The 6,710-nt window shown below is 62.1% G+C and carries 7 protein-coding genes and 1 pseudogene; 3 read left to right on the top strand and 5 right to left on the bottom strand.

The genetic code is table 11. The features are described 5' to 3' along the window. Nucleotide 1 precedes the first annotated feature (1 nt). Nucleotides 2–1,411 (top strand): PAAR domain-containing protein, encoded by a 1,410-nt coding sequence (locus tag ACODS9_RS20820; RefSeq protein ID WP_489094660.1) that lies wholly within the window; start codon nt 2–4, stop codon nt 1,409–1,411. A gap of 298 nt (nt 1,412–1,709) precedes the next feature. Then, nucleotides 1,710–2,030, top strand: a complete 321-nt coding sequence (locus tag ACODS9_RS20825; RefSeq protein WP_489094661.1) for a hypothetical protein — start codon at nt 1,710–1,712, stop codon at nt 2,028–2,030. Between the two features lie 144 nt (nt 2,031–2,174). On the opposite strand, the pseudogene ACODS9_RS20830 reads toward ACODS9_RS20825, so the two are convergent. Both ACODS9_RS20830 and ACODS9_RS20835 read right to left on the bottom strand, forming a co-directional pair. Beyond that, nucleotides 2,175–2,416 (bottom strand): annotated as a pseudogene (locus ACODS9_RS20830) (SPFH domain-containing protein); the annotation flags it as partial. Between the two features lie 62 nt (nt 2,417–2,478). Then, on the bottom strand, nt 2,479–3,891 hold the full coding sequence (locus tag ACODS9_RS20835) for a purine-cytosine permease family protein (RefSeq protein WP_489094662.1): 1,413 nt from the start codon (nt 3,889–3,891) through the stop codon (nt 2,479–2,481). A gap of 271 nt (nt 3,892–4,162) precedes the next feature. On the opposite strand from ACODS9_RS20835, the gene ACODS9_RS20840 reads away from it, so the two are divergent. Continuing rightward, nucleotides 4,163–4,588 carry a bifunctional (p)ppGpp synthetase/guanosine-3',5'-bis(diphosphate) 3'-pyrophosphohydrolase gene (locus ACODS9_RS20840; protein WP_023631215.1) on the top strand — a complete coding sequence of 142 codons (426 nt, stop codon included), beginning with the start codon at nt 4,163–4,165 and terminating at the stop codon, nt 4,586–4,588. A 6-nt stretch (nt 4,589–4,594) separates the two neighbouring features. Here the strand turns inward: ACODS9_RS20840 and ACODS9_RS20845 are convergent, their stop codons facing one another. The 3 genes from ACODS9_RS20845 to ACODS9_RS20855 form a co-directional block, all read right to left on the bottom strand. After that, nucleotides 4,595–5,284 (bottom strand): endonuclease, encoded by a 690-nt coding sequence (locus tag ACODS9_RS20845; protein ID WP_489094663.1) that lies wholly within the window; start codon nt 5,282–5,284, stop codon nt 4,595–4,597. A gap of 6 nt (nt 5,285–5,290) precedes the next feature. Next, entirely contained in the window at nt 5,291–5,533 is a 243-nt protein-coding gene (locus ACODS9_RS20850) for a DUF1654 domain-containing protein (protein WP_046855153.1), read from the bottom strand. A 225-nt stretch (nt 5,534–5,758) separates the two neighbouring features. Beyond that, nucleotides 5,759–6,710, bottom strand: a 952-nt coding sequence (locus ACODS9_RS20855) for an asparaginase (RefSeq protein WP_489094664.1), incomplete at its 5' end; no start/stop codon positions are given.

The raw sequence follows: 6,710 nt of genomic DNA on the forward strand, positions 1-6,710 counted from the left end.
CATGAACAGGGTCAATATCGGTGGTAAAGGGCAGGCGCTGGACGGGGATGTCACGACCACTGGGGCGATATGCATTGCTGATAATCCGAACCATCGTTGTGACGGTATCCAGGTGTTGCGCAGAGGTGATGCTACCACCGAGTGCCCCGACTGTGGCCAGGCCGGCACCGTCGTCGAAGGGATCAGCTGGTTCATCTCACATGGCCGGGAGGTGGCCTTCGACGGCGCGCGGGTAGCCTGTGGTTGTCCTGGCGGCGCCAATCGGGTAGTGGCGCCGCTGGGTGAAGTCATTCGCACGCGCTCGGCGCCGGTTGCGATGTCTGGTAGTCATGCGCCCGTCGTCCCATCCGCTGCGCCCACCGGCTTTGAACCGAGGGTGCTCAGGGCGTCCGCCACGCCAGCCCCGGTGCTGGAGCCAGGGTTTCATATTGTGCGCCGGAGCATGTCCGGCCCGCAGTTGCTGGCCGAGCTGCTCGAAGGCGACCACAGGCTGCCAATCGCTCGTCTTCAGCGCCTGAACCCCACCTTCGGGCAAGGCTTCAAGGCCGGCGAAATTTTCGTGCTAGGTGACCCCGACAACCACCATGCCTGCACCCGTGAAGAAGCCGACCTGATGGCGGCGGCGCAGCTGGCGCGGGATGCCTTGGCCGAGCTCGATGAGCAGGAGGCCAACTTCATGATGCAGCACATTGGCGAGGTCGCCGGAGTGCTCAATGGTGCGAGTCAATCCATGGGCGTGGGCAAGGACACGCTGTCGCGTGGGCTGGGGCAGGTGGGAGATACGCTCAAAGGGCTGGAAAGCCTGCATCAGCGCGAGTTCACCTTGCACGGACATCTCAATAGCCCGCAATTCTTCGAATCACGTCGAGCGCTCTATCAGCAACTGAATGCACGGCTGCGTAGTGCATTTCTAGGCAAATACTTGAACCTCGGTGGGCATGAAAGCCTGCGTAAGAGCTTGAGTATCTCTACTAAAAGCCTCGTGCATCACTGGTCGAAGGCTGGCACGCCGGGAGCGATACCGGGGTATGCGACGCATTTGGATGAAGTGGCGAAGATGTCGAAGTATTTGAAGTATGGGGGGCATGTGGCGGTAGGGTTGGGTGCGACATCGTCCTACCTGAAAGTACAAGAAGTATGTCGTGCAGGGGAAACCGAGCAATGCAGAAAGGTTCGCTTCACTGAAGCTGGCAGCTTTACTGGCGGGCTTACCGGTGGCGTTTATGGTGCACGGGTAGGCACAGTGGTGGCCACCTTCTCTTGTGGTGCCGTAGGTGCTGTTACAGCTGGCGTAGGGGGTGCTGCGTGCGGTCTAGTGCTCGTGGGGGCTGGTTCATTCATCGGTGCCACAGGCGGTGGCATGGGAGGTGAGTGGCTAGGAGAAGCTTTGTATGAGTGGCGATCGAAATGAGCAGTTTCTGGTCGACGGAATGGGCCATGGTGTTTATGGCATTACCGTTTTTGCTTTGCCAGATCGGATTGAGCATGAGTCTGATACTTACTCGTGAGAGCTGTTACTACCGTGTTGTCAAAGCGCTCCCCAGAAGTGCCTGGGTGGAACAGCGGAGGCGTTCCTTTGATGAACTGAGCTTCAGATCCAGATGGCACTTCATAAATGCAGTCAGTGGAGCGTTTCTCTACCCCTCTTATGTCATTCGCAAAGGCCTTTTCGACGAGAGCGAGGTAGTGGCTTTCCCTGCTGGTCTTCGATGCGTGATGGTTGTTTCTGCCTGGTTTTCCATTATTGGATTCTTATGGTTGATATTTGCAGTGGCGTTGCTGGCATTTACACGGGCTGGGTGATCAGACTTTACCCGTTAAGGTTACAGCTACAAATGACAGTTTGTGCTATGACGGCTGGGATGTTTTGGCCTGCGTTAGGTATTCGTCAGGGGGGGCTGAACCCGGAAGATAGTCGTGATTTTCCGGTCTACCTGAAAAAGCGCATGAAGCTAGGTATGTACTGCATTCTGATCGCTGTTGCCTGGATGGCTTTCGTTGCTCTCCTGGTGCAGGTCAAGCGTGTCTAATGCCTCCTTGTACCGCTGGGTTGTGCGAACGTTGCCTATTGCAGATGCTCATGCCGGTCCGCCCAGCGCGCCCCGCATTGGTAGAGTTCCAGGTACCAATACGGGCGTGTTTATTCAGGGCGTCTTGAGGTCCAGGGCGCCGTCGGCGTTGACCTTGGCCTTGTCACGAAGCAACTCGGCGGTTTGCTTGCCGCTCTCGGCCCGACGTTTTCCCGTTCGACGTTGATTACCGTGAGCTGCTTCTCGGTCTCGGCTTCGGTGGTACGTTCGGTCTGCTGGTGCTTGGCCTCGACGTCTTTGGCGCCGCGGGCGGAGACCAGCTCCTTCTCTTCTTCTTCCCTGAGCCGGTTCTGCCGCGCTACGGCCAGCTCGGCCAGCGCCTGCTTGCCTGGCAAGGGCAAAAGACCCGCCGCAGCGGGTCCTCTTGTCAATTTTCAGCCCGGCGGACTCAGACCCCCGCCGCCAGCTTCGCACTCACCTGCCGACGACGATACGCACTGTCGCGGCTGGCCAGCCACCAGTACAGCGGCGAGGTGATCGCCAGCCCCACCAGCCACGACAGGTCGGCGCCGTTGATGTGTGCGGACACCGGCCCGACATACAGCGGGGTGTTCATGAACGGGATCTGCACCACGATACCCACCGCGTAGGCGATCAGCGCCTGGGGGTTGTAGCGACCGTAGATGCCACCGTCGACCTTGAAGATCGAGTCGATGTCGTAGTCGCCCTTGTGAATGACATAGAAGTCGATCAGGTTGATCGCCGTCCACGGCACCAGTACCACCAGCAACACCAGCACCATGTCGACGAAGTGGCCGATGAAGTCCGCCGAGGCGAACACCGCCACCACGCAGCAGGCCGCCAGGACAACCAGCGACAGCACGGCGCGGCTCTTGGCAGTGGGGATCCAGCGGTAGGCGAAGGTCTGCACCAGGGTGATGATCGACAGCACCGCGCCGTACAGGTTGAGAGCGTTGTGGCTGATCACGCTGAGCAGGAACAGCACCAGCATCAACGGGCCGAGGGTGCCGGTGGCAAGCTTGACCGCATCCATGGTGTCCATCCCGGCAGGGATCGCCAGCACCGCCACCGCGCCGAAGATGAACGACAGGCTCGAGCCCAGGGCCGAGCCCAGGTAGGTGGTCCAGAAGGTCGAGGAGACCTTCACGTCGGCCGGCAGGTAGCGCGAGTAGTCCGACACGTAGGGTGCGAAGGCGATCTGCCACAGCGCCGCCAGGGACACGGTGGCCAGCCAGCCGGCCAGGTTGAAGCCGCCACGGGTGAGGAAGTCGTCGCTCTGCACATGGCTGAAGATGTAACCGAAGCCGACCACGATACCGATGCCCAGCACCCAGGTACCGATGCGGTTGAGCACGTGGATGAAGCGGTAGCCGATGATACCGATGATGCCCGAGCCCAATGCGCCGATGACGATGCCCACGGACACCGGCACCGTCTCGACCACGCCATGCAGCGACTTGCCGGCCAGGACGATGTTGGAGGCGAAGAAGCCGATGTACATCACCCCGGCGATCACTACCACCAGCAGGGCGCCGAGCGAACCGAACTGGGCGCGGCTCTGGATCATCTGCGGGATGCCCATCTGCGGGCCCTGCGCCGAATGCAGGGCCATGAGCACGCCGCCGAGCAGATGGCCGACCAGGATGGCGACGATGCCCCACACCAGGTTGAGGTGGAACAACTGCACGCCCAGCGCGCCGGTGACGATGGGCAACGGCGCGATGTTGCCGCCGAACCACAGTGTGAACAGATCCCTTACCTTTCCATGGCGGTCTTGCGGCGGCACGTAGCCGATCGTGTGTTTCTCGATGAGGGGTGCCGAATTGGCTGCACTGGTCATGACTGACTCCAAGGCAAGGTGGGGCATCGGGGGAGGCCCGGGTGCGTGCCGGCAAGGGGCGACGCGTTCTTGTTGGAGCGATGATGCGGCGCGGGCGGGGATCGAGAAATTAGTAAATTTGTGCTCATGAGCCTTAAAAAACCTAAGGCTGGCAAAAGCTTGGGCGGGGGTTGCACACGCCCGCCGCTTTTGACGCGCTGGCGCCGGGGGAACACGCTCGTAGCGCAACGGCTATGCTGTCTAGTGCGCGGGTTGAGTGGGGGAGCGCCTCATGGCGACGCTGGAGCGGGCCATCGCGATGGCCATCAAGGCACACGAAGGGCAGTTCGACAAAGGCGGGGCGGCTTACATCCTTCACCCGTTGCGGGTGATGGGGCGGGTGATCACCCCCGAGCAGCGCATTGTCGCGGTGTTGCACGATGTGCTGGAAGACACGCCGCTGACCCTGGCCGACCTCGCCCGTGAAGGTTTCCCGCTGAAGATCCTCGCCGCGCTGCTGGCGCTGAGCCGGCGCGAGGGCGAGAGCTACGAGGCGTTCGTCATTCGCCTGGGTGTGGATCCCTTGGCGCGCCAGGTGAAGCTGGCGGACCTGGCCGACAACAGCGACCTTTCGCGCATCCCTTGCCCAGGCCCGGCCGATGTGGCCCGGCTGTGCCGGTACCAGCAGGCCAGCGCCTACCTGCAGACGCTGGCCTGAGGGCCTTCAGCCGCAGGCCTTGAGGTTGACCGGGCCGACGAAGGTGTTGCCGCGCCCCATCACGCATGCCACCTGCTGGTTGCGCTGCAGCTCCCAGGCCTGCGGCGGGTAGGTCTTGTTCCAGGCCTCGAACAACTGGCGGTCCTGTTTGGACAGACGCAGGTCGTACTGCTTGCTCATGTAGAAGTAGGTGCGCGCGATCATCCCGCGGATCGACGGGCGTGGCATGACCTTCTTGGCCTTGAAGTCGACCTGGGTCAGGCAACTGCCGTACTGGCCATGCTGCTCGGGCAACCAGCCGAAGCTGAAGTTGCTGCGGTCACCGTTGACCTCGCCGATGCTCGGCACCAGGTTGTGCAGGTCGGCTTCGGCCCGCTGGTAGACCTTGTCGTTGCGCGAGCAGTTCTTGCGTCCGCCATCCTGCCAGCATTGGCGCTGATGGCCGATCTGCCAGGCCGGGACAATGTGCTCCCACTCGATGCGCGAGGCACGGTTGAGGTTCTTGCGCGGCGCATAGCCGCAGGACGCCAGGTCGACCTTGTTGCCCTGGTACTTGCAGCCGCAATAAAACTCGGTGGACTGCGGCGCGTACAGCTTCCAGGCGACCTTCTTGGCCTCCTGGAAGGTGCGCGGGGCGTCGGCGTGGGCGAGGGGGGGGAGCAGCAGCAGGCAGGCAGCGAAAAGCGAAACTCTCATGTGCAATCAGTCTTCCTTCGGCACGGTCCAGAACACCTGCACGCCGCCATCGTCGCGGTGGGCGAGGGTGACGTTGTCGTTCTCGGCAATTTCCTCGAGCAGCGTGGCCCAGTCGTCGGGCGATTCGTGCTCCAGGCGGAAGATCAGGGCGGCGCGGCTGCGCTGGGCGGTGGGGCTGTTGATGATCTTCTGGATGCGCTGACCCAGTAGTTCATAACTGCTTGGCGACGCTGGGGCGGGTTTGGCCACGGGGCTGTTCCTTGTTTTGCTGTATGCACATACAGTATTTCACTGTAAGCCATTTCGCAACAGCGGGTAGGATGAAAGCCGTATAAGACCGTGGTAGAGGGATTGGTTCCATCGAAGGCATCGCCGGGCCGGCCCGCTCCCACAAAATCGCCGCAGACTTGTGGGAGCGCGCTGGCCCCGCGAGGGGCCGGTATGTTCAACACACCAGCCCGAGGTGCATGCTGATCAGTATTCCCAGAAGATCCGCTGCAGCTCTTTGCTGTCCTGGGTCTTGGTCATTGCGACCATTGCCAGGATCCGCGCCTTCTGCGGGTTCAGGTCATGGGCCACGACCCAGTCGTTCTTGTCGTCAGGCTGTTCGGCATTGCGCAGCACGAAGCCGCCCTGGTTGACGTGGGACGAACGGATGATCTGCACGCCTTCCTTGCGCAGCTCCTGCAGCGCCGGCACCACGCGCGACGATACCGAGCCATTGCCGGTGCCGGCGTGGATGATCGCCTTGGCGCCACCCTGGGCCAGCGCCTTGTAGGCGGTGTCGGTCACGTTGCCATAGCCGTAGGCGATGTCCACGGCCGGCAGCTTGCTGATGGTCTTGATGTCGAACTCGGAGTTGACGGTGTGGCGCTTGGCCGGCAGGCGGAAGAAGTACGACTTGCCCTCGACCACCATGCCCAGCGGGCCCCACTGGCTCTTGAAGGCTTCGGTCTTGATATTGACCGCCTTGCTCACGTCACGGCCGGACTGGATCTCGTCGTTCATGGTTACCAGCACGCCCTTGCCGCGGGCGTCCTTGCTGCTGGCCACGGCCACGGCGTTGTACAGGTTGAGCATGCCGTCGGCGGACATCGCGGTGCCCGGGCGCATCGAGCCGACCACGATGATCGGCTTGTCGGTCTTCTCCACCAGGTTGAGGAAGTAGGCGGTTTCTTCGAGGGTATCGGTGCCATGGGTGATGACGATGCCATCGACGTCCTTGCTGTCGGCCAGTTCGGCGACGCGCTTGCCCAGCTTGAGCAGGTCGTCGTTGCCGATGCTTTCCGAGGCGACCTGCATCACCTGCTCACCGCGCACGTTGGCCAGGTCCTTCAGCTCTGGCACGCCGGCGATCAGCTTGTCGATGCCTACCTTGGCGGCCTGGTAGGTGGCGCTGTTGGCGGCGCTGGCGCCACCGCCGGCG

This window comes from Pseudomonas sp. FG36 (assembly GCF_057809275.1).